The organism is Tolypothrix tenuis PCC 7101, assembly GCF_963874875.1.
Lineage (GTDB): Bacteria > Cyanobacteriota > Cyanobacteriia > Cyanobacteriales > Nostocaceae > Aulosira > Aulosira tenue.
Genome location: NZ_CAWNJS010000002.1, coordinates 116553 through 136777, shown reverse-complemented (window position 1 = coordinate 136777; position 20225 = coordinate 116553). Strand labels below are relative to the sequence as shown.

Annotated in this window: 25 protein-coding genes; 6 read left to right on the top strand and 19 right to left on the bottom strand. The window is 40.5% G+C overall.

Features of this window, described 5'->3' with window-relative positions; genetic code table 11:
* Window positions 1-151: 151 nt before the first annotated feature.
* Window positions 152-1354 (bottom strand): AIPR family protein, encoded by a 1203-nt coding sequence (locus AACU25_RS34775; RefSeq protein ID WP_096584667.1) that lies wholly within the window; start codon window positions 1352-1354, stop codon window positions 152-154.
* Window positions 1355-1620: 266 nt separating this feature from the next.
* Between AACU25_RS34775 and AACU25_RS34770 the strand changes: the two genes are divergently transcribed.
* The 3 genes from AACU25_RS34770 (at window position 1621) to AACU25_RS34760 (ending at window position 4094) form a co-directional block, all read left to right on the top strand.
* Window positions 1621-2571: an RNA polymerase sigma factor, RpoD/SigA family gene (locus AACU25_RS34770; RefSeq protein WP_096584664.1), complete on the top strand. Its 951-nt coding sequence runs from the start codon at window positions 1621-1623 to the stop codon at window positions 2569-2571.
* Between the two features lie 292 nt (window positions 2572-2863).
* On the top strand, window positions 2864-3196 hold the full coding sequence (locus AACU25_RS34765) for a hypothetical protein (RefSeq protein WP_190446083.1): 333 nt from the start codon (window positions 2864-2866) through the stop codon (window positions 3194-3196).
* Between the two features lie 649 nt (window positions 3197-3845).
* A complete protein-coding gene (locus AACU25_RS34760; protein ID WP_096584661.1) occupies window positions 3846-4094 on the top strand; it encodes a hypothetical protein in 249 nt (82 codons plus the stop codon).
* Window positions 4095-4260: 166 nt separating this feature from the next.
* Here the strand turns inward: AACU25_RS34760 and AACU25_RS34755 are convergent, their stop codons facing one another.
* From AACU25_RS34755 to AACU25_RS34750, 3 genes are all read right to left on the bottom strand, one after another.
* Window positions 4261-5331, bottom strand: a complete 1071-nt coding sequence (locus AACU25_RS34755; protein WP_190446082.1) for a DUF6745 domain-containing protein — start codon at window positions 5329-5331, stop codon at window positions 4261-4263.
* A gap of 171 nt (window positions 5332-5502) precedes the next feature.
* Complete coding sequence (locus AACU25_RS37055; protein WP_190446080.1) at window positions 5503-5748, bottom strand: QcrA and Rieske domain-containing protein; 246 nt, start codon at window positions 5746-5748, stop codon at window positions 5503-5505.
* 1 nt (window position 5749) lies between these two features.
* A complete protein-coding gene (locus AACU25_RS34750; protein ID WP_096584653.1) occupies window positions 5750-6226 on the bottom strand; it encodes a nuclear transport factor 2 family protein in 477 nt (158 codons plus the stop codon).
* A gap of 194 nt (window positions 6227-6420) precedes the next feature.
* On the opposite strand from AACU25_RS34750, the gene AACU25_RS34745 reads away from it, so the two are divergent.
* Entirely contained in the window at window positions 6421-7761 is a 1341-nt protein-coding gene (locus AACU25_RS34745; protein WP_096584651.1) for a sulfatase-like hydrolase/transferase, read from the top strand.
* A gap of 320 nt (window positions 7762-8081) precedes the next feature.
* Here the strand turns inward: AACU25_RS34745 and AACU25_RS34740 are convergent, their stop codons facing one another.
* The 14 genes from AACU25_RS34740 to AACU25_RS34675 form a co-directional block, all read right to left on the bottom strand.
* Window positions 8082-10031, bottom strand: a complete 1950-nt coding sequence (locus AACU25_RS34740) for a nucleoside/nucleotide kinase family protein (protein WP_096584648.1) — start codon at window positions 10029-10031, stop codon at window positions 8082-8084.
* Between the two features lie 323 nt (window positions 10032-10354).
* Window positions 10355-11059: a hypothetical protein gene (locus AACU25_RS34735; protein ID WP_096584645.1), complete on the bottom strand. Its 705-nt coding sequence runs from the start codon at window positions 11057-11059 to the stop codon at window positions 10355-10357.
* Between the two features lie 14 nt (window positions 11060-11073).
* Window positions 11074-11481: a hypothetical protein gene (locus tag AACU25_RS34730; RefSeq protein ID WP_096584642.1), complete on the bottom strand. Its 408-nt coding sequence runs from the start codon at window positions 11479-11481 to the stop codon at window positions 11074-11076.
* The gene (locus AACU25_RS34725) at window positions 11478-11810 is read right to left on the bottom strand and encodes a hypothetical protein (protein ID WP_096584639.1); all 333 of its coding nucleotides are present in this window, start codon (window positions 11808-11810) and stop codon (window positions 11478-11480) included. Before AACU25_RS34725 ends, AACU25_RS34730 begins: the two co-directional genes overlap by 4 nt.
* Window positions 11807-11980 carry a hypothetical protein gene (locus AACU25_RS34720; RefSeq protein WP_190446070.1) on the bottom strand — a complete coding sequence of 58 codons (174 nt, stop codon included), beginning with the start codon at window positions 11978-11980 and terminating at the stop codon, window positions 11807-11809. Before AACU25_RS34720 ends, AACU25_RS34725 begins: the two co-directional genes overlap by 4 nt.
* 113 nt (window positions 11981-12093) lie before the next feature.
* The gene (locus AACU25_RS34715) at window positions 12094-12669 is read right to left on the bottom strand and encodes a hypothetical protein (RefSeq protein WP_096584636.1); all 576 of its coding nucleotides are present in this window, start codon (window positions 12667-12669) and stop codon (window positions 12094-12096) included.
* Between the two features lie 3 nt (window positions 12670-12672).
* Window positions 12673-12972 carry a hypothetical protein gene (locus AACU25_RS34710; RefSeq protein ID WP_096584634.1) on the bottom strand — a complete coding sequence of 100 codons (300 nt, stop codon included), beginning with the start codon at window positions 12970-12972 and terminating at the stop codon, window positions 12673-12675.
* 134 nt (window positions 12973-13106) lie between these two features.
* Window positions 13107-13400 carry a hypothetical protein gene (locus AACU25_RS34705; RefSeq protein WP_096583243.1) on the bottom strand — a complete coding sequence of 98 codons (294 nt, stop codon included), beginning with the start codon at window positions 13398-13400 and terminating at the stop codon, window positions 13107-13109.
* 81 nt (window positions 13401-13481) lie between these two features.
* Window positions 13482-13778: a hypothetical protein gene (locus AACU25_RS34700; protein WP_096584631.1), complete on the bottom strand. Its 297-nt coding sequence runs from the start codon at window positions 13776-13778 to the stop codon at window positions 13482-13484.
* Between the two features lie 39 nt (window positions 13779-13817).
* Entirely contained in the window at window positions 13818-14036 is a 219-nt protein-coding gene (locus tag AACU25_RS34695; protein WP_096578395.1) for a hypothetical protein, read from the bottom strand.
* Window positions 14037-14134: 98 nt separating this feature from the next.
* The gene (locus AACU25_RS34690; RefSeq protein ID WP_096584628.1) at window positions 14135-15016 is read right to left on the bottom strand and encodes a hypothetical protein; all 882 of its coding nucleotides are present in this window, start codon (window positions 15014-15016) and stop codon (window positions 14135-14137) included.
* A 321-nt stretch (window positions 15017-15337) separates the two neighbouring features.
* Window positions 15338-16192: a hypothetical protein gene (locus AACU25_RS34685; RefSeq protein ID WP_096584622.1), complete on the bottom strand. Its 855-nt coding sequence runs from the start codon at window positions 16190-16192 to the stop codon at window positions 15338-15340.
* A 2-nt stretch (window positions 16193-16194) separates the two neighbouring features.
* On the bottom strand, window positions 16195-16458 hold the full coding sequence (locus tag AACU25_RS34680; RefSeq protein WP_096584619.1) for a hypothetical protein: 264 nt from the start codon (window positions 16456-16458) through the stop codon (window positions 16195-16197).
* Between the two features lie 484 nt (window positions 16459-16942).
* Window positions 16943-17644 (bottom strand): hypothetical protein, encoded by a 702-nt coding sequence (locus AACU25_RS34675; RefSeq protein ID WP_321206566.1) that lies wholly within the window; start codon window positions 17642-17644, stop codon window positions 16943-16945.
* Window positions 17645-17684: 40 nt separating this feature from the next.
* On the opposite strand from AACU25_RS34675, the gene AACU25_RS34670 reads away from it, so the two are divergent.
* Entirely contained in the window at window positions 17685-17816 is a 132-nt protein-coding gene (locus AACU25_RS34670; protein WP_339382127.1) for a hypothetical protein, read from the top strand.
* A 349-nt stretch (window positions 17817-18165) separates the two neighbouring features.
* Here the strand turns inward: AACU25_RS34670 and AACU25_RS34665 are convergent, their stop codons facing one another.
* On the bottom strand, window positions 18166-18489 hold the full coding sequence (locus AACU25_RS34665; protein WP_321206565.1) for an XRE family transcriptional regulator: 324 nt from the start codon (window positions 18487-18489) through the stop codon (window positions 18166-18168).
* Between the two features lie 719 nt (window positions 18490-19208).
* Here AACU25_RS34665 and AACU25_RS34660 point away from each other — a divergent pair.
* Window positions 19209-19940: a hypothetical protein gene (locus tag AACU25_RS34660; RefSeq protein ID WP_096584613.1), complete on the top strand. Its 732-nt coding sequence runs from the start codon at window positions 19209-19211 to the stop codon at window positions 19938-19940.
* Window positions 19941-20225: the final 285 nt, after the last annotated feature.

The following is a 20225-nucleotide window of genomic DNA, read 5'->3' as shown; positions in this document are numbered from 1 at the left end:
AAAGGGTGATCGCCAGTTATAAGAAAATGTGGGTAATGACAAGGCTTCTAACCGTGCGATCGCTTACTTACGGTACTGCGATGATGGTGATGCTTTTTTGGAAAGCGCATTTTGCAATCGAAGTCTAACAATACGCTTTCCACCATAGTAATCAATTCACTAGTTTCAAATCTTCGCGCTTGGTGTTTGAGCCAACCATCTTGATCAAGTGCTGATTCAAGTAGCTTTGTGCTGAAACATAAAGGTTATCCCAAATTACCGGATTGCGGCAGATTTTAGTCCCAACTGTATTCCCAGCTAATTTTTCTGACACCAAGTATTTCCTGTAATAGTTAGTCCACAGATGTTGAAGGAAATCAAGAGCGAACTCATCAAAAGGAATAATCCAATTGTACTGCTCGTCCAAAAACACCCGATAAGCAGCAACAATGGGCATAGCAATATCAGCAGGCGCGCTAAACCCAAAAGAATATCGGCTATCTGGCAAGAGCGTATTCTTGCGTGGGTCAATTGAGGCTAAGTCAATGATTCCTTTTTTTCTGGGCTTGGTGATATGTTCCTCAATAGTCTTAAATAATTGTTGTTCAATCCACAATGCTTTTGGCAGTAGCGGCAGTAATTTCGATAGTCTTTGTCTTTCCGCTTCACTCAAGGACGGTGTATTACTGACAGGTGGGTGTTTGGTTCTACTCTTGCTGTCTGGGTTGTATTTGTTTCTGTCCAGGCAATTCATCAACTTAATCAAATGGTTGACGTTGCATTGCGGACTTTTGGGTGCACCGCTTTGGTTTTGGTAATAGGCAATGCGGAATTTTGTTTCTTGGTCACGCTCTAGTTGCGCTAAAAACTGTTTAATGAATTTATAATCACCCCTGGCATTGACCTTTGAGCGCGCATCTACAGGGGCAGATGTATTAGATGCTAAGGCGATATCTTTTGCTTCATCCTCGCTTAAGCCAATATGAATGGTAACTTTAACCCTGGCTTTCGAGAGGTCAAAGTTGTAGCCTCTGGCCTGTTGAAAAGCCAAAACCGTATGCCCCCCGTTAATGATGCCATCGCTACCACCTTCTTGTGCCTCAAGGATTTCTAAGTCTAGCTGTGTCTTTTTACTGTTAGGCTTAACCTTATTTGCACACAGCACGATGCCGCTATGTCGCTCAAAGAATTTTTCGGGTTCAGTGGTCAATGAGTCATAGATTTGTCTGTAAGTGGAACTTTTGCGGTTAGGTTCTCTGATATTTGGCTCTAATGGAAGGTCAGTGGGAAAGGTATCTACATGGGCGGTAGCGACAATGCAGTTAGAATTTGCGTTGAAATACTGATCTACTTTTAAAGCCCAATTTTTTGGCATAGTTTTTCTCATGTAAGGAGTGCAGCTTCTTCAAAGAAGAATACAAAATTCAGAATCAAATGGCACGAAAGAAATTTAAAAGTAGTTATGAAAGCGATCGCCACAACCCGTTAACTCCCATCCACTAAGATTCTGGATCAACCAATTTAACTGACGCTGCGCTGGGAGTGGCGTGATGCTTTGATGGGTTGTGATTTTCGGTAGAAGTTATTGTATGATTCTGCGATAGTAATTTCTTTATTTACCGAATTTGTGAATTTTTGTGTATGTCCCGTCTCAATCAAGATATGGTTCGCCAGTATCTACAAGAAATTAGCCGTTTTCCCTTATTGAGTGCCGAACAGGAAATTGCTTATAGCAGACAGATACAGCAGATGATAGCTATTGAGCAAGCCACAAGTGCGCTCAAGCAAAAGCTGCATCGAGAACCGATGAGAGCTGAATTGGCGGCGGATGTGGGCAAAGATGAAACAGAATTAAACAGGATTCAACAGCTAGGTCAACGAGCCAAACAGAAGATGGTAACATCGAACCTACGGTTGGTGGTTTCGATTGCGAAAAAATATCAGTGGAGTAAATTAGAGCTGCTGGATTTGCTTCAAGAAGGAGCCATTGGTTTACAAAGGGGTGTAGAAAAATTTGACCCCAATCGAGGTTATAAATTTTCTACTTACGCCTACTGGTGGATTAGAGAAGCAATCATGCGAGCTATTGCAGAAAAATCTCGCACAGTGCGCTTACCTGTGCATTTGACTGAAAAATTTGTTCAAATTAGAAAAGTACAGCGAGAACTATCCCAAAAACTGGGTCGAAGAGCAAGTACTGAAGAAATTGCACAAGTTATAGGGGTAGAGCCTCAACAGATGCGGGAATATCTAGGGGCATTTCGTCCGTTAGTGTCTTTAGAAAAGCCTGTAGGCGAAGAGCGAGAAATGGAACTCCAAGAAATCATACCTTCAGATAGCATTTCTATTGATGAGCTTGTTACCCAGGAGTGTCTGCGTGAAGACCTCGCAAAGTTGTTGGCATTTCTTAAACCGATCCAAAGGGAAGTTTTAATTCTGCGATATGGACTAGACAGCGAGCGCCAACTAACTGCACAAGAAGTTGCACAACAGTTAAATATCAGTCCCCAAAAAGTACGCCAAATCCAACAACAAGTCATGAATACTCTACGTCGCTTTCCAAACGATATCCGACTGTATTTAGCTTCTTGAACTGCATTGTCTCCCCACCAGGTTGATGACTGGTATGATTGAGGATATAAAAAGGAGTCAGAAGACAGAATTCAGAATTCAGAATACTCTACCCATAAAGGGATAGAGTTTTAATTATTGTTGAATATTTAATACTAGTTTCGCCCACTAGGGGCAAGGTTTTAAACCAATATTCATCCACCAGTCGCACAGAATTCAGTATGAATTCTGACTCCTGATTTTTGAATTCTGCTATATAAAAGTCATTTAAGAAAATAGTAGCAAGGTATGAGGTTAAATGCCGATAAAATACGTGAATAGAAAAGAACAGATATATTATCTTCATCAAGGGATGACCAAAACTGGTAAACCAAAGTATTTCTTTTCTATGAAAAATGAAGGGCATGTAATTGAAGCTATGCCTAAAGGCTATGAAATCTATGAAAATCCTAACGCTCAGGTTTTTCTGAGAAAGGTTCAACCTAAAATTATTAGTGATGAAGAAAGGTCAACTGTAGAAGAAGGAATAAAAAAGTTTTCTAATTTAGAATCCTACCAAATAGATTTGAAGAATTCAGAAGTCAGAATTCAGGAGTCAGAATACAATCAGTGGGGGATTCAGACTCGCCACTCATTGTTCGCGTAGCGTCTCCCTTTGGGAGAAGACCACCAAATTTTCAATTTGGTGGGGGTCTTAAACCCGTTTATTCATCCGCCAGTCGCACAGAATTCAATTCTGAATTCTGGCTCCTGACTCCTGAATTCTGTTTGATAAAAAAAGAGACTATTACTGTATATACACCAGATCAAGACGTTAATCTGCTATCAGAACTGCTAAACTTTAGTTTAATAGATAAATTGCGAGAAGCACAAACTAGACTTAAGAAGTCAATCTCTTATTCGCCCATGCTTCGGTTTATTTTGATTGATGAACAGAAGCGGAGATTTATCACCCAAAGATATTGTTTTTTAGGAAGAATTGATGACTGGATTGACATAGGGAATCAAAGCACTCTTCAGGAGCTTGTCAAAAATTATGTAAAACATTTAGGACAAGAGTCATTTTTTGAACTCCATTAAGGAATATTTCACAAAATCTAAAATAGGTTCTAAAATCGCCAGCTATAATGTAGCTTCTGAGAAATTGCCTAAAACAGGAAACTGCAAGCGTACTATTCAAATCTACTTCAAGTTTTGATATATGTACTTGAAACTTCTAACAGAGCGGTTAAGATTCAAGAAGTTGTTGGGTCAATTCAAATCCAACTTAATTGAGTCCCTATTTACTATAGACAATGCCAAGCAAGGTAATCAACGTCAAAGAATACACAGTTCGAGCGCATCAACGTGAGATTCACACTCGGATTTTCAACTTTGTGTGTAAGCAGTGCGAACAACCAACGCAGCGTGAAACTTATGGGCCACGACCACTCTACTGTGAAAAATGCCGTGCGCCACAACCACCGAAGAAATCTTCAGCGCCTCCCAAGAAGAAAGCACTGCCAAGACCTATGACTTACAAGAGCGATATTGATCTGGCGTAAAAGCTGATATTTAATTGTTCAGTGACAGCGTTTTAATTACCGTACTTAAGAGCAGTTAAAACAGTTAATAATTATCAAAGTTTGAGTTGTAATTTTTCACAACTCAAACAAAATACAAAATGTATTGAACGTACAAAACTTTTAGATAATTTAGCATTTCGAGCATTTAGCTTAAATATGGCATAACAAATTCTTCAGGCTCAATTCCCCAATTTACCCACAGGATTGCCTGGTGTACAGATTTAATATCAGCAGGTACATGGATTAAAGCATGAATTTCTCTAGTAATGGGACAAGTCATCTTTAAGAAATAAATTGTCTTTGCATCCACATTGTCATCAATTTCTAATAAAGTATATTCTTCTTGAGAATCTAATTGAGTCACAAGTGCTCTTTCGATTCTTTGATGATCCGTAATTTCTTGAATAAAAGGTTTTCGCAGCTGGGTATTATTTTCTAACAGCCATTGAGTTTGCCACTGTAGGGGATGCAGATTGGCGTATTTTTCAGGGATTACCACACCATGATGTGCATAAATACTGTATCCATCTGCAAATTGAATGGCAGGTTGCATAACAGCATGGGGGCGTTGTTGGTCGTCAAAGGAGATTTTGGTTGGGCGCTCGCATACTACTGCTAGCCTGTCATAAGGAAAAAGCCAGAAGCTATTTTTGGCTAAAGATTCAAAAATCTGCCACCGTACAGGTGAACAATTACAGTTGAGTACAGAAATACAAAAGTCAAGCTCACAACCAGACTCCATTGGTTCTGGTAAATCTATACCAAATCCCTTGATGTCGCCTTCTCCATCTTCACTATATTTAAGATACCTTTTATCAAAAAAATTATATATTTCCCTCTCAATTAAGTAGTGTATGTTTTGGGTAAATCTCATAGAGAGCCGAACCCTGAGTTCTGCTTTTAAAGCATCATATAACTGACTATATAATTCCTGACGCAATGGATTATTCAGAAGAGAATAGATATAATACATCTCTCGATTGGATGCCGGATATGGTGGTTCTGCTAAAAAATTGAGAACAGCTGCGGGACTAACACAAACAACAACTTCAGGCTCATTTAATCCCAAAAAGCTATACAGCTCCTTAATGATTTCTACTGATTCTCTTCGGTCTATAGGCTCAGTAGAAAGCGCAATATTTTTCCACTTCTGGTTGTAAACCGGAATTAATTCTGACTGTTCTGGTGTGAGGTTACAAATTTTTCTGGCAGTCATACGCTGATAGTTATACCAATTCAACATTAAGAAAGCCAAACATAACAAAGGTTTATAAGTTTGTATCTGTTACAATCATTTTTCTTGCTTTGTATTAGTTATGAAATAACTTTGCTCGGTTGGATAGGTTTAATGAGAAAGCAGTTATCTTCGATTTTGGCTTCAAAAGGTTTAAGTCCGCGTTCTGCTGGCCGCTGGCCCATTCACCACTTTGCCGTCAGTACCAAATTCAGAACCATGATATGGGCAAACAAAACGCTGCTTGTCTTGTTTCCAATCAACGACGCAATTTTTATGAGCACATAGTGGACTGACAGCAACTAATTTCTTATTGGCGGTATTTCGCACAATCAGAACTTTATCAGTCAACACCTTACCATGTTCATCGTGCGAACAGATTAATGCCTTTTGCCGCATTTTATGATGAGCTATTGCGAAATGCACCATGCACTTGTCGATTGCCGCTTATTACCACCACTGTTTGCTTGACTGCATTGATTCGCCACTCTTCACCGACTCGAATCAACTGATGAAGATAGTTTCCTGCCGTATCCAGCCGATTTTGTCCGGCTTCAACTGTGGGATTAACTCGATAAATGCAATAAGCTGATCTGCAATAAGCTACATTTTCTTCGATTGTGACTTCATGATTCGTGCTGATATGCAAAGTCCGTAATCCTGCCAAACCATCGACTCGTTGTTGTACATATTCTTGGGCGGTTACTCGTTGAGGTGCTTCACCTCGAAAATCTGAATAATCAATCTCGATTTCATTTGCTAGATAACCTTGTAATTTCTGCCAATTTTTTTCATCCAATGCGTTCGCAAAACCAACAATTACTTCTATAATTTTGCTTCGCTCAATAAGCCAATCAATATTTTGTGTTTGATGCATATCTCAATATCAGCAATAAGTAGCTAAACAGAATTAATTACACACATAGTTTTTCTGTTTCCTATTCCCTCCCTCCACGAATGAATTTAATTTTGTGACGGCTACTTATTTGCTTTACTCGCTCCAAATGTGCAATACTCTTACTCTATTAATAAACTACTGTAAATCTATCAAGTTAGTAAAGTTTGTGGGATATGGTTGATACTAGCTCTGCGACTACACAGCATCCTAATATAGTGTTCATTTTGGCTGATGATCTAGGTTGGGGCGATCTCAGCATTGACGGACAACAAAACTATCACACACCTCATCTAGATAATCTGGCTAAAGAGGGAATACGATTTAGTAATGCTTATTCTGCTTCCCCAGTTTGCACACCAACACGCGTTAGCTTTTTTACGGGACGTTATCCGGGACGAATTCCCCTTGGTGTGCGAGAGCCTTTATTGAGTTTTAAACAAATAGGAGACAAAGTAGGATTACCTCCAGAACATCCAACCATTGCCTCTTTACTGAAAGCCAACGGCTATGAAACAGCTTTAGTTGGTAAATGGCATTGCGGTTATTTACCCAAATACGGCCCATTAAAAAGTGGCTTTGATGAATTTTTTGGCAATTTAAGCGGTGCTATTGACTACTTTAGGCATGTAGATACAAGTGGAGAGCCTGACTTATGGGAAGCTGAAGTATCAGTAAAGGAAATAGGATATGTGACAGATTTATTTACTGAACGGGCTATAGATTTTATCAAAAGACCCCACAACCGCCCGTTTTATCTGAGTTTGCACCACACTGCACCCCATTGGCCTTGGGAAGGCCCAAATGATATTGAACTCAGTAATACCTTGATTGGCAAAGATAACGTGCAAAATTGGGTGAATACAGGCACAGCAGAATCCTATGCTGCTGTAGTGGAGAGGCTAGATTATGGAGTTGGGAGAGTATTGCAAGCATTGAGTGATGCTAGCGTTGCGGACAATACCATTGTGATTTTTGCCAGTGACAATGGAGGTGAGAAGTTCTCAAATTTGGGTGGTTTTAAAGGTAAGAAAGGGAATTTATATGAAGGTGGTATCCGCGTCCCTACATTTATTCGCTGGCCGGGAGTGATTCAACCAAACCAAGTGAGCGAGCAAGTGATTATCACCCACGATATTACAGCCACCATTCTGGCAGCTACAAATACAAATCCCGATCCCAATTATCCTTTAGATGGTCAGAACTTACTCCCCACGATCAAAGGTGAAGCGCCTGTTACTCCCCGGACACTTTTCTGGCGACATAAAGGCGTTGATAACCCAGCTTTACCGCCAAAGGTGCTACAAGGTGCGGTACGCAGTGGGGATTGGAAGTATTTAAAATCGGGAGAAAATGAATATCTTTTTAACTTAGCGACCGATGAAACGGAAGAAGTAGACTTAAAAACACAGCAGAAAGAAACATTTGAACAGCTACGCGCTCGATATGAAAAATGGGCATTGAATTTAGAGCCTTATCCCACTTGCTCGGTAGGAGACACCCGCAGACAGGAGTAAACACTGCTTCACAAAACTATTAACGGTTGTGGAAAATTTTCCTCAATCGTCTTTTTGCTACAGAATACAATATAGTAAGCTGAGTTCCGATTTACTTCCGGAACTCAACCGGAACTGTAACGCCCAAAACATAGACCTGACAAAGAAATTTAACCGCTACTCAATTACGTCTAGCTAATATCAAGTTTTATGAAAACTGCAAAACCAGGCAAAATTACTTCAATAGAACTCCTAGGTAAAATAAACCCCCGCTGAATTTAAATCTTTTCAGTGGGGGTTAAGATAAAACATAGAAAATCTGCCAGCCTCCGGGATAAGTACTATTCAACATTTGCCATCAGTTGTTTATATTCTGAAACGGCGTTTCGATAAGCCTCATTCTCCCCAGGTCTTGCATCCCAAAGGATTCTAATGATGTTGGTTTGGTTGAGATTCATTTCGTTTCGCAAGCGCAAAATCTCCGCTATTGCCTCATTTCGGAGTAAGCCGAAACGGGTGAAACGCTGTTCTTGTGAACTGAAACTATTTATTTCGCCCTCTTTCGGCGTTTCGGATGAATGTTTCGCCGTTTCGCTAGGTGAGGAATCCGAAACGGCTTCATCAGCGTGAAAACTCGACTCCAGTCTCTTGATAGTGTCGATATCAGAACTAATAAATTCTCCTGGTGTGGGTGGCTGAAATCCTTCAAGAAAAGTTCTGGAATCACGGTCATAGCCAGAATGATTTTCTAGCTTGGGCATTGCAAACCAACTATTTAATCCACCGTGATAAACTGCTCGGTTTACAGGTGAAGCATCAATGAACTCCTGAAGTTTGGCATCAGTGATTTTCTGAGAACTGGGGATAAAACCAGTAGAAATCATGGCACTGTAAGCAGCAATATTCACACTAGAGACAATCGCTAAGGGAGTAAATTGCGATCGCAATCCGCCGCTAATACCCAAATCCTCAGTATGGGGATTCTGGGCTAAAATCCAAACTCTAATCCCCGCAGAGTCACCGCAGGAAGTATAACTGGTCAATTTTCCCTTGAGCCAGTCAAGTTGTTTAGCAATTTTAAATTGACTGCCAATCTGTGTCCCTTCATCAAAAGCTAATAACTTGTCACCCCTTAGAGCATCGAATTCTTTAATGCAGTTTTGAAACCAACTGACAATTTCAACAGGAGTCATCGATGGAGTAGAAGCTCGTTTGAGGACATCTACACAACCAGAGAAATAACCAGTCTCCTTTGGGTCGTTTTTGGGATCAATGTAAAAAATGGTAGTCTGCGGGTGCAATTGTTTAATTCGCCGCAAAGCATTACTGACAAGTAAACCTTTGCCAGCCCCAGGAATCCCAATAATCAAGTGATTAGAAATCCGTTGTGACATCTTCTCAATTACATCAAGTGTTTGCGCTCTTTGGGGGGTGAATTCATCAATGTATGTGTTAGTTTCTGAAGTTGGTGAACAAGGAATACCAAGCGGTAAATCAGTTGTCGGTGCGGCTAAAGGTAAGTGAGCAATGGGTGGAGGCGGTAAGTTGATTTGATGTGCTTCTAATTGTGGTGGACGTATTTGTTGAATCGCTTGAACATGGTGATAATTCACCCTGGGGTCAACTGAGACTTTGGCAAGATGTTGATTGAGTTGGTCAAACGTAGGGAAGACACCGCGAAAATTGACAAAGCAATCAAGCAGATATCGGTAAGCGTAAAAGCGTTTCCCCGGTTCCACAATATTAATAAACTCAGTTAAGGTATGAGTGTGCTGTCTGAGCATGGCAAATTCATAACGCTCAAGCGGTTCCAAGTGATGCATCAAGTCAACAAATTCGTTTTGATTTGAGAACCATTCTTCTCTGGCTTGACTATCACCCATTGCTGATAAAAACTCAAAGAAGTTACCTCGAATAAAGGGTATGGGAGCAAACTGATGAGAAGCATTCATGTCAGTTGCAACCGCCCAAACATACCCAGCACTGGCAATTAATGCACCGATGGGTGCCAGAGGACTGGTAGCGTAACATATTGCTCCAATTGCCCCACCAGCAAGAGTGATGAGTTTGGAGAGGTTCATCCCGGCTCGCTCATCTTTGGCTCTGACTAATAGCTGGTCAGTGCGTTCAACTAACCAAGCCGCAACATTTCCCGCTTCCAGGTGTTCTATTGAAGGATAATCTTCTCTAAGTCGAGCAGTTTCTAGAGTAGTTAAAGATGGTACTTGGTTTTCTTGATGAGTCTGGTTTTGATGAGATGCAGGGTCTGGCTGATAATTGAGAAAATCCATAGAGTTCACCAATACTGATTATCAAAATAGAATTCAGGAGTCAGGAGTCAGAATAAAGTCATGAATTCTGTACGACTGGTGAGGCAGTCCGTTGGCAGGGTTCCCCCACTTAAAGGAACTGCTGAACCCGTAGGGCGGATGAATAAGTGGGTTTAAGACCCCCGCTAAATTAAAAATTTAGCGGTCTACAATTAGCGCAAAGTCAGAGCGGAAGCTTCCTCCGCTCTGAACTTTGTAAGAGAGTGGCGGGTCTGAATCCCCCACTATCTGAATCCCCCACTAATTGCATTCTGACTCCTGACTTCTGACTTCTGGATTCTTCTTCATTTGGTTAATTTCCAAATGGTGTAGCCGATTTCACCAGCCATCATTGAGCCTAAGTTGTAGATAAGGCAGGCAAGGATAGTGCTGGGATTGGTGAAAGCAAAAGGGTTGCGTCCAACAAAAGTGGTTGTCAAATCAAAAATCCAAAAGAACAAAGCAACTGCACCGCCTGTGTGTCGTTCTTTCATCCCAGCAACCTTGTAATCCCGCCACAATGCCTGTGTTAGGTCAATACTGCCACTGGGTTTGCTGCCTAATGTAAATTGCTTGGAATATTCAAACTCGGTTTTAGCTTCCTCTGGACGTTTACCCCTTAATGTTCGAGCTTGCATTACTTGGACTAATGCAGATATGCCAAAAGATAGCCAGAATAATGGGTTGAAGGGCAGTGTTAGCCAACCAATCCACCCTATCCAATTTTGCTCAAACCACGGGAAGAGAGGAGTTCCAGCAAACATCGTCTGCCAAATGCCATCAGTACTGAGTAACGAACCGATGAAAAAGCCCAGTGCGCCGATGATTTTTGTACCGCCAGAACCAGGGGTGACGAACTGTGCCAGGATATAGGAAACGAAAGACACGGGGATAGAGATAATATCAACAATCCAGCCTGCAAGGATTTCTATGTAGTCAGAAACTCCCTTCCTCTTTTGGGTCTGCTTTTCGGTTGCTTGCTCAGAAGATGAATTTTTCTGAGTATCCATGCTCTTAATTCCTCCTAGTCAGGTGCATCACTGCAAGCATTTTTATAGTGATATTTCCATTGCCATTGCTTGCTTGAAATTCTTCCTATGCAAGCACCCGCAGAATCATAAACATAAATTACTTCCGACTCTAACCAACCAGTAGTTTCTGGGCGAGGATCTCGTTTTGGGTTATCAATGTACTGCCGGATTTTCAGTTTTTGAGTATTGGGCATGACTTGGGTTTGAGCTAACTTTAAAGCTGTTAGCTGGCGTTGCTCGATGCGTGAGCGTTCTACATCTTCGTTCTGTTCAATGCTTGCTGCTGCGTTAAATGATTGAAATTGGGATGGGAGTTTTAGGAATAAAGGAGATGCAATTAAGGCGATTCCTATAAAACCGAGTATTGCTTGTCCAAGGTATTTATTAGCACTGGCACTCATGATTTTTCCCCAATCAATTTCACCGATATACCAGCAGTAAAACCTAAAGTCATCGCAGCTATAGTGACATTGGGCTTTATTAGTAATGTTGAAATCCCAATTAAAGCTGCCCAAAAACAACCATTCGTAATAGCAATTAATGGTTTGTTTTTTGGCTTGGTTATTTGGTCGTTGATCACCTGATGTACGATTGCGTAATCTTCCAGCTCAGTTAGAATGTCTGTTAAAGAAGCGCCGTACTCTTTTTCAAGCCTTGTAATTGCTATTTGGTCAAGCTTCACTGGGCTTGTTGCTAATTTCTGCAATGCTTCCACGAGTTTTTGGCTCATTTTGAAACACGCCCCAAAATTGCAAAACCTGCGCCAACAACTATTCCTAAAGCTGGAAGCAGTCCAGTAGAAAGTACACCAGTAGCGATCGCACATCCTACGAGATAGCTACTACCACCCAAAGCACCTAAAACTGAAGTGGTGAATAAACTTGTACTGAGAATATCCATAACTGTCTTTTTCCTTTGGGATTTCAAGATTTCTTGCAGTAGTTGTATTTGAGCAACAGTAGCGATAGTCTCCTGATGGAGTTGCAGAGCCAGCGCTACTGTTGAATAAGCTCTTAGAACTGGATCTGTGTCCCCATTGAGCTGACTCTGTGTCTGAGTGAATTGAGTCGTTGTTTGAGTTGTTCCTTGTTTCGGATGGACTCCCCCAATCTTGTTGAGGCTTCTTCGGCTAGGTTAATTAAGCTCTGATCAATCTCCGCTATCTGATTGTCCACCTCAAGCAGAGATTGCTCTGCAAAAGCGTCTAGCACAGTCCCTTTGGCAGCTATTAAGGATTCCATGAACAACAATGCGCCTGTCACCCCAGTTGAGGCACCCAAGATTTTCGATTGTTCGTTTTGAACCGCGATCGCTCCTGATATCGTCTGTTTATCTGCTGCTGTTAACTTGTATGACGCTTGTTGAATTGCCTCGTCAGCCTTCGTAATTGTGGCTTCTCCCATGCCATTGAATGGTTGTGTTGCTTGCTGTTGGTGTTGGTCTTGTTTGACTTTTGAATGAGCAGCCAGAAATTCTTCGGGGAGTTGGGAATTAATTGTCCAAGTTTGTCCTGGGAAGTTTTTGCGGAACTCGTCAACTAACTTACCAGGCTTTATACCAATAGATTCTGCATATTCTTTAATAGTCATTATTTAAACTCCTGTAAATTTTTCTGGGTAGTTGGCTAATTCTATTGCTGTTTTTTTCAGCCCTTTGATAAGTACTGAAGTTCTAATCAGTTGCAGAGTTGGGATATGCCAGTTTGTTAACTTGATATGTCCATTTAATCCCCCATTTTCTTCATTTCTAAAATCTGCAAACTCTGGTAAGTAAAGACTGGCTAAGTCTAAATACTTTTGCAATTGCCTCATCGTCACCTGTGGTTGCAAATTCTTTGCTACTTGCTCTCGTGTGAGAGGTTGTTCGACTACGCAATTACCTTGAATTAACAAGCTTTTCGCCTCCTTGAGTTCTCATTGAGTTCCGGTCTAGTTCCGGAATTTGACCGGAACTATTAGATGCCATCAACATAAAAATACCTGCTCAGACAAAGCAGGTCATCACTTGATTAACTCTTAGTTAATAATTAGGCAGCTTGTATTTGTTTCATTTCTAATAAACGAGCTATTAAAACGAACTTCAGCATACTTCTTGTTCTTTGAGGCATATTGGGAAATTCTATGCCAGGCCCCCATTTAATTTGTACTGTTTTGAAAGGAATATCTAGTTCTTGTGACAGAATCGAACAGTATTCTTTGAAAGTTCCGCGTTCGCTCTCTTGAGTTTCTACAGTCTGCAAAGACATTCCACTATAGGCGGATTTAATTTTTCTACAAAAAGTTAATGGAGATATCTCCTGAATCCGAGTTTTTGGTAACATTGCTCTCTCCTTCCAGGTTGATTAGGGACAAGCACTCAGGGACGAAAGTTAACACTTTGAGCTTTGGGTCTTTACTTCTTTTTAGCTGTACACCTGAAGTGATGGAGCTTTTCGCTTCAAATTACCGTTGCCATCATCCCCATTGGTTGTAATGGTGGGCTGCTGTCTACATTCCGAACGATTACATCTGAAATCCCAGTGATTAATTTGAGATTTCACACGATGCTCTACCAAAACTATTTGGTTTTGATAAGTAGGATTTTGACCACTGATCAAAAATGCATCTCCTAATGCATAAAAGCCAGTGATTACATAATGTCGCTTGTCAATACCCATTAATGCATCCCAAGCTTGTTGAGTTTGTTGCTGTACATCCATATTGATTAACCTAAATCTTGGTAATTGCTCGTAACAAAGCTATTCATCTAGTTTCAAAACTTCCAAAGTTTGTGCAAGCGCCTGTATTGCATCTGCCAAACTCAAATCCCTTGTGCGCTCGCATAAGAATTGATAAACTCGTGGGTTATACTCTTGAAAATCTACCAGTGAATTGAATATTTTCTCCAATTCTTCATGCACAGATTCTCTGGTTCGGCTGTCTAAGTACAGTGCTTTATCTAGAGTTTGTTCAATCATGATTTCTATCCGATATAAAGAAGCGCTCTGTTAATAACAAAGCGCTTGGTGATTGATAGATTGTGGTAAGTTGCTACTAATATGTCTTCGGATTGCTGTCAAGTTGCAGCAAATCTTGTCAACAATTCTTCACGGCTTAATTGAATGCATAGAGGCGTAAATTCTTCTGGTTGTAACTGTAACAACCTATCAACTACTCTTGATAGCTCTTCATCTAAATTACCAAACCTGACTCTCAGTAAATTCTCTACAACTTCACGTTGCCCTTTTTGCTTTGTAGTTTCTTCCCATTCTTGATATGCTTGTGACAAATTCATGATTAACTCCTGGTCATCTTGTGTGAGATTTTCCGGCTGTTGAATTGAAATAATTCGCCAATTGGTAATTAGTTTAAGAGTGTTTTGTCGTACTACGTTGTTATCGGGTAGTGCTAGTAATTCAGTGACAGCTTGGCGTTGAGTTTCTCCTTTACCTAAGAGCCTTAACCACAATGTTTCACTGGTTACTGGTAGCTGGTTAATCGCGACTATCGCCGTTCTCAACGAGTCAGCTAGAAAATAAACTCCAGCAGACCAATTGTCTAGCTCCAGTTTAGCGCCAAAACTGTTAAGCAAACTGGGAGAAGCTGATGGTGCTAAAATCCACAATCGTGCAAGATTATCTTCTGGTAAGCTTACATCCTCTCGCTTAGCTTTCCGTTGTGAGTCTGCCATGACTGTCAAGACCTTCAGAAGACAGTTGCGTACTTCTGTTTTCGTTGGTTGATTGCGAAATGGTTCTAGCAGAGAAGTTCCTACAGCTATTTTGCCAAGTAGCCCCAATGACTGTTGATTAGCTTGGGGTGTTGGTGAGGCAGAAAACAAAATATCTACTTGGCGGATTTCATCAGTCACCTCCCTATTGACTTGCACATTTCCTAAAGGCAAAAGTAATTCTTCCAGTAGTTGCTTTGAAAATTGATCGTAAGGCTTTCGAGTCATATTGACAATGTGATATCTATTGTATTTAAAGGCATGAAAAGGAGTCAGAAGTCAGAATCCAGGAGTCAGAATACCCCATGTTTAAAATCAGGGGTTTCAAACAAGAAAAATTTTTCTTTGTCTCCACGACAGCGTAGCGTTATCGAGTCTTTTAGAGCCTTAAAATCGGGAGCTTTAAACCACAATTTATCCACCAGTTGCACAGAATTAAATTGGAGAATTCTGGCTTCTGACTCCTGACTCCTGAATTCTCCTTCAAGAATTTTTGCTGTCAACTTAATAGTGTTGCCCTGTCCAAATGTGTCTTTTTTCAGCGAGTATCTATACCATCTGTGCAACAGTCTGCTGTTGAACTTGCTGCATCCATCCCTTAATCGCTTGTAGTTCATCCACACCATCAGCTACAGCATTAACAACGTGTTTCTCATAGGAATTAGCAGCATGATTGGGGTGGTCAAACTTATCTGATGCCCAAGCAATACACATGGTTTTCACAAGCTCATCAACCTTACTGTGATGAAGCTCACTCGGGCTACTAACATCTTGGAAATTTAACCATTCTTTGATTAAATCAAGCGGGTAATTTAGTAAAGTCCGAATTTGTTTTACCCGTAAATCTTGAGGATGTATTGCAGATGTTACAGTAGTTTGCTTTGGATTTGATTGCGGTTGTACAGGTTGAACATAATCGACTGAATCTGAAATTGGAGTTAACTTATATTGAACATCACGAATAATTGCTCCCCAGTCAGCGTTTGGATTCCATTCTCGACGAATTTTAGTTTTAGTCAAAGCATCATAGAGATTGCAGAAAACTGAATTTTCATCCCCAGGAGTAGCAACAATTATCAAAGGCTGAGTAAAATCTTTCACAACAGATGCAGCTAATAAGAATGATTTGGCAAAGTTGGTTTCAATGCCACTGCGGACGATATAAATTTCATCGGCTTGTACAACAATATCTAATTTTAAATTGTCCTTGCCTTTGAAATCCTTATCTGTTAGTCTTAGCTCTGATACATAACCTGTTAATGCTCTTTGGCTGACAGGAATCTTTTTGTCTTGTTCAATTTCACAGTTATACCAAGCGTAAATTCGCCCATCAACCTCTAATTTCTTCACGTATAGATAGATTGGCTGTGGTGGATTACAAAGTCCTAGTTTAATTTCATGCATAATTAGAAATCATCTACTTCAGTTTGAGCTTTAGTAGGCTGCTTTTGGATTCTGGCTTTGTTCATTTGATAAATTGATTCTTGAATTACAGGCCTTGCAGCTTCTTTAACAGAGGATTTGGCTTGCTGATATAAAAATTGTGTTACGCCTTCTGCATCTTCTTCTGGGTCTATTTGTGCCCATAATGAGCAACCCAATTCCAACGATTCATAGTCACCTAAGTTAAATTTTCTGTGATAGGTGACAGCAATAGTTTTAATATCCATCAGGTTTTTAAATCCCTAATAATTAAGTGGAGATTTGCAATCTATTTTGCTAATTGAATTAATTTTGAGCGCGAGTCAGTCATTCAATTTTAGATTTTGGATTTACGATAGCGCAGCGTAAAGCCTTCGGCATAGCTTCGCTTAGAGCGAGTCCGCGAGCGTCTTTTGGATTAACCTCTCCATTAATGGCGAGGCTTGATGAAAATGAAATTTTTGTTCTTTTTCTCCATAAATGGAGAAGCTTGAAACCTTGTTTTTAGATTTTAACTTTTGACTTTAATCCAAAATCCAAAATCTAAAATCTAAAATTGTCTCGGTCAATTTTCATCTTATTGAAATTGATTCAGCGCTGTTTGTTGATTTAAACCCAAACTTTTTTAATGATTAACTCTTTTGAATGAATCTAATAAGACTTCTCACGTCCGGCTTATTATGCTGATATTGAGATGGTGGGCGCATTGTGCCCACCATATTCTCTCTTAAACTACGCGACTAACACCATACTCTCTGGAAGTGGCTGATACTCCATCAGCCGCTTCCATTCCTCGCTCGTCAGTTGATCAAACGGTTTATCCAACAATTCCTCGCAAGACCTAGTTTCGAGACTAGGCAATACTTCGACCATCGACAATGACCACACGGCATCGAATGCAGAATCACAGGGCACTTGCTGCTGATGCTCTGATGAGGCTCTTTTCACCCACCAGCGACCATCAGTGCATCCCGCCGAGCCTAGCTTTTTGTCGTTGTTGTAGATACCTTCATCAAGGAGTTCAAAGCCAAATTTCTCACATTCCAAGGCAATTTGTGCCATCACTTCGTTACCCGTAGTATTGGCTGGAACTTTTTGCTTTTGTACAGGTAGTGTGCCTTGCTTGTGGTGCCAAGTGACGTGGCTGTGGCACTTAGCCCAGCTGTTTGCACGGTGTACTTCGGTTGAGTTCACGCTCACTACCCAGCGTTGGGTCACGAAGTCGTCATGATCGTAGGTGATGCTAGCTATTAGTTTGTCGCCAACGTAAATTTCATAGTCGTAGCAGCTGATTTCAATAACGGTGAATTCTTCGGGTGCTAAAACTTCACCCTGTTGTGTGATGTGCTGCTCTAGTTCTGCTTGAGTTATCGTTTGCTCATCAACGACGAAAGAAGCGAAAATTGCTTGCTGTACATGCGTTGTATGGGTCATAATGAAAATCTCCAGTAAATTTGGATAAAAGGCGATCGCAATGTTTCTCAGGCAGGCGATCGCCTTTGTTTTTGATGTACAAAAAAGCGCTGTGCAAATGACAAAACGCTCTCACAACAGAATCAGCGAAGCTGTACAAATCTTTGGATTACGGGCGTATATGCGTAAATAACCAATTTTTCAGACTTAGTTAGGTCATCGGAATCATCTCCGGCGGCTTGAGCATTACAAGTTTGGCTTCCGGCTGCTAGTCCCGGCGGCATTGGGTTTTGTGGGTATCTAAACAGAATTCAGGAGTCAGGAGGCAGAATTCTCTTGCTTGTATTTTGTGCATCTAGCACATGAATAAACGGCGTTTTTGCACCCCCACCAAATTAAAAATTTGGTCTTCAATCAGTCGCGGGTCTAAATCCCCAACTGATGTATTCTGACTCCTGACTCCTTCTTCCATGCTTCGATTTGCAACCCTTTCGCCGTTTAAGTGCAGGCAGTTTGCTCTCCTTAACAATATAATGCAACTTTTAGTTGCATTTGTCAACCCCTAATTGCACAATTTTGGTTTCTGTTAAACACAGTAATTCAGCCAAAGTACAGCCAAATACTTTACATAAGCCAGTAACGAGTTCTGGGGAAGCACTTTTGACCTCTGTGAAGGTTTCCATCCGGTTCAAATATTGCCTAGACATATCTACGTCATATTCAGCAAGCTTTTTAGATAAAGTTACTAATGGCATATCACCACGCAATGAGCGCATTTTCTGCCCACGCTCCTTTGTCCATCTAATAGATCCCACTTCAGTTAGTGGTAACATTACTACCTCTTCTATCTGTTCTTGGCTAGCCATATTATGCAATCTTTAGTTGACAAAAACAAGAGTCAAGTGCAACTATTAGTATCAAGGAAAAAGTGGGAATTATCACCAAATGACAAGTGATTTAAGGATAGATTGTAAAAAGTCCTTAGGAGTGGCTTAATGAATTTCACTATTTGAATTACGGGTAATAAGTTGTACACAGAGTTAAGTGAAGTAATGATTTATGTTTTATTGCTGTTGAAGGTAAAACAAACAATATCGTCAACTTTTGTTGACCGAAAGAGATAGGGTTCAAGGGAACATAGGTACAAGCCCCGCCCTTCCAAAGTGCTTGACTGGGGCGGAGACTGAGATGGAATCCCAGTATTCCCCTTGTCACTATGCCCCTTTTCCTCTTGTTGACAAATCCTTTTTTAACTAAGAATTTGCCATAACAGATACTGCAAAACAGAAATTTGTAAAAATTCTAATTTCTCGGAAGAAGATGTGAATCTTTTTCTTAAGCATATTTACTCAGATAAAATGTGATTTTACCAGAACAATATTCTAAAATGTGGTTATTACTTAAATATCGCTAGGAAAAAAATCTGCGTAGATTCGCAGATGGAAATCTTAATAATAATGTATACAAATAAAATATACAGGGTTGAATTTTGGGAACTAGTGGTTACCTATTAAATACAAAGAACTAAACCACAATCGCTCCAGTAGGTTATTGAAATTAACATTTCATTTATCAGGAAAACATCATGAGCCAAACCTTAATTACGCAAGAATTCGGGATTATTATTGCTGCTAAAAATCATAAACCTACCATCCTTAATCCAGAATTTCTCCAATACAGTGGTATTGTCCCAACTGAGTGGGAATTGGCTCGTCAACCGATATATACCCAAAGCGTATCCCAAGTCGCCTTCACCAACGGCGTTGTGATTGTCGCTGAACCGACGAGAGTTATGTTCATCGAAGCAATTGAAGGTAAAGCAGTCACAGAAATAGCTGTTCCAGCTATTGCAAAAAAATATGTCGAAACTCTTCCTAATGTAGAGTATGAAGCTGTAGGTATTAATCCTAGAGGCTACGTTGCTTTTGAAAAGTCCCAAGATGCAGCCCGCTTGTTCCTAGCTGAAACCCTGCTATCTCCGGGAGATTGGCAAGAAGTTGGAAATGCATCTATGCGAGCTACACTCAATCTGGCTTACACCCTGGAGCGCGGTCCTTTGTATTTAAGCATCAATGAAGCAATGCTGCGTAACCCAGACGAAACAACTACTCCTATTGTCTTATTCAGTGGTAGCTTTAGCTACGAAGTAAAAAGTGAAAGTAGCTCCCTTCGCAAGAATAATCTAGATCAAGCCCTGAATAATTGGCAAGCAGATTTATCAGCTTACCAAGATATTATTAGCAGCAAGTTTCTTGGTAAGAATAGCGAAGAAAAAACTATAGTCCCTGATGTATTCTCTATGAGTGCTGCTGTTTAAGTGCGGCTGTAAATCAATATTAAATAGCAGCGTTCTCGACATAGCTATTAGTTAAAACTAATAGCTAACATCCTATTTTATACATTAATGATTTGTGAGAACTATTAGTCAAGCAAGACAATAAGTATCTGAATATTTCGGCGGATAGAGTATTCACTCCCGCCGAAATTCTGTGCTTATAAATCTACTTTGAGCGATATTTTCTTAGAGAATACAATCGCATCTTAACAAACTTCTCTGCGAGAGGCTGCGCCAACGGCGGGTTAAGTCCCGGGCGACAAGAGA

Bases quoted from the DNA above. Each gene is read 5' to 3' on its own strand.
- AACU25_RS34725 (WP_096584639.1), bottom strand. From the start codon at position 11,810: ATGAGCCAAAAACTCGTGGAAGCATTGCAGAAATTAGCAACAAGCCCA.
- AACU25_RS34720 (WP_190446070.1), bottom strand. From the start codon at position 11,980: ATGGATATTCTCAGTACAAGTTTATTCACCACTTCAGTTTTAGGTGCT.
- AACU25_RS34740 (WP_096584648.1), bottom strand. From the start codon at position 10,031: ATGGATTTTCTCAATTATCAGCCAGACCCTGCATCTCATCAAAACCAG.
- AACU25_RS34745 (WP_096584651.1), top strand. From the start codon at position 6,421: ATGGTTGATACTAGCTCTGCGACTACACAGCATCCTAATATAGTGTTC.
- AACU25_RS34715 (WP_096584636.1), bottom strand. From the start codon at position 12,669: ATGACTATTAAAGAATATGCAGAATCTATTGGTATAAAGCCTGGTAAG.
- AACU25_RS34680 (WP_096584619.1), bottom strand. From the start codon at position 16,458: ATGGATATTAAAACTATTGCTGTCACCTATCACAGAAAATTTAACTTA.
- AACU25_RS34750 (WP_096584653.1), bottom strand. From the start codon at position 6,226: ATGCATCAAACACAAAATATTGATTGGCTTATTGAGCGAAGCAAAATT.
- AACU25_RS34690 (WP_096584628.1), bottom strand. From the start codon at position 15,016: ATGACTCGAAAGCCTTACGATCAATTTTCAAAGCAACTACTGGAAGAA.
- AACU25_RS34760 (WP_096584661.1), top strand. From the start codon at position 3,846: ATGCCAAGCAAGGTAATCAACGTCAAAGAATACACAGTTCGAGCGCAT.
- AACU25_RS34695 (WP_096578395.1), bottom strand. From the start codon at position 14,036: ATGATTGAACAAACTCTAGATAAAGCACTGTACTTAGACAGCCGAACC.
- AACU25_RS34755 (WP_190446082.1), bottom strand. From the start codon at position 5,331: ATGACTGCCAGAAAAATTTGTAACCTCACACCAGAACAGTCAGAATTA.
- AACU25_RS34730 (WP_096584642.1), bottom strand. From the start codon at position 11,481: ATGAGTGCCAGTGCTAATAAATACCTTGGACAAGCAATACTCGGTTTT.
- AACU25_RS34700 (WP_096584631.1), bottom strand. From the start codon at position 13,778: ATGGATGTACAGCAACAAACTCAACAAGCTTGGGATGCATTAATGGGT.
- AACU25_RS34670 (WP_339382127.1), top strand. From the start codon at position 17,685: ATGTTTCTCAGGCAGGCGATCGCCTTTGTTTTTGATGTACAAAAAAGC.
- AACU25_RS34675 (WP_321206566.1), bottom strand. From the start codon at position 17,644: ATGACCCATACAACGCATGTACAGCAAGCAATTTTCGCTTCTTTCGTC.
- AACU25_RS34705 (WP_096583243.1), bottom strand. From the start codon at position 13,400: ATGTTACCAAAAACTCGGATTCAGGAGATATCTCCATTAACTTTTTGT.
- AACU25_RS34735 (WP_096584645.1), bottom strand. From the start codon at position 11,059: ATGGATACTCAGAAAAATTCATCTTCTGAGCAAGCAACCGAAAAGCAG.
- AACU25_RS34660 (WP_096584613.1), top strand. From the start codon at position 19,209: ATGAGCCAAACCTTAATTACGCAAGAATTCGGGATTATTATTGCTGCT.
- AACU25_RS34775 (WP_096584667.1), bottom strand. From the start codon at position 1,354: ATGCCAAAAAATTGGGCTTTAAAAGTAGATCAGTATTTCAACGCAAAT.
- AACU25_RS37055 (WP_190446080.1), bottom strand. From the start codon at position 5,748: ATGCGGCAAAAGGCATTAATCTGTTCGCACGATGAACATGGTAAGGTG.
- AACU25_RS34770 (WP_096584664.1), top strand. From the start codon at position 1,621: ATGTCCCGTCTCAATCAAGATATGGTTCGCCAGTATCTACAAGAAATT.
- AACU25_RS34665 (WP_321206565.1), bottom strand. From the start codon at position 18,489: ATGGCTAGCCAAGAACAGATAGAAGAGGTAGTAATGTTACCACTAACT.
- AACU25_RS34685 (WP_096584622.1), bottom strand. From the start codon at position 16,192: ATGCATGAAATTAAACTAGGACTTTGTAATCCACCACAGCCAATCTAT.